The 272-nt window shown below is 45.6% G+C and carries 1 protein-coding gene; it reads left to right on the forward strand.

What is annotated here, in order from left to right; translation table 11 throughout:
* The coding region (locus C1E99_RS00205) for an RsmD family RNA methyltransferase (protein ID WP_193441761.1) at positions 1 to 272 on the forward strand (272 nt) is incomplete at both ends.

The raw sequence follows: 272 nt of genomic DNA on the forward strand, positions 1-272 counted from the left end.
GGCAGTGGTGGTTTATCTATCGAGGCTATATCTCGTGGCATGGAGTCAGCAGTTCTGGTTGAGCGAGATCGACGAGCACAAGCCATTATCCGTGAAAATATTGCAATGACTAAGGAAGCAGATAAATTTCAGCTTCTAGCAATGGAAGCTAGACAGGCTTTGAACAGTGTGGAAGGGCCTTTCGACCTGGTATTCTTGGACCCTCCTTATGCAGAGCAGGAAATTGAAGATGTGATAACAGAACTTTGTCAGCGTGACTTACTAGCAGATGA

This window comes from Streptococcus suis (assembly GCF_002964045.1).
Lineage (GTDB): Bacteria > Bacillota > Bacilli > Lactobacillales > Streptococcaceae > Streptococcus > Streptococcus suis_U.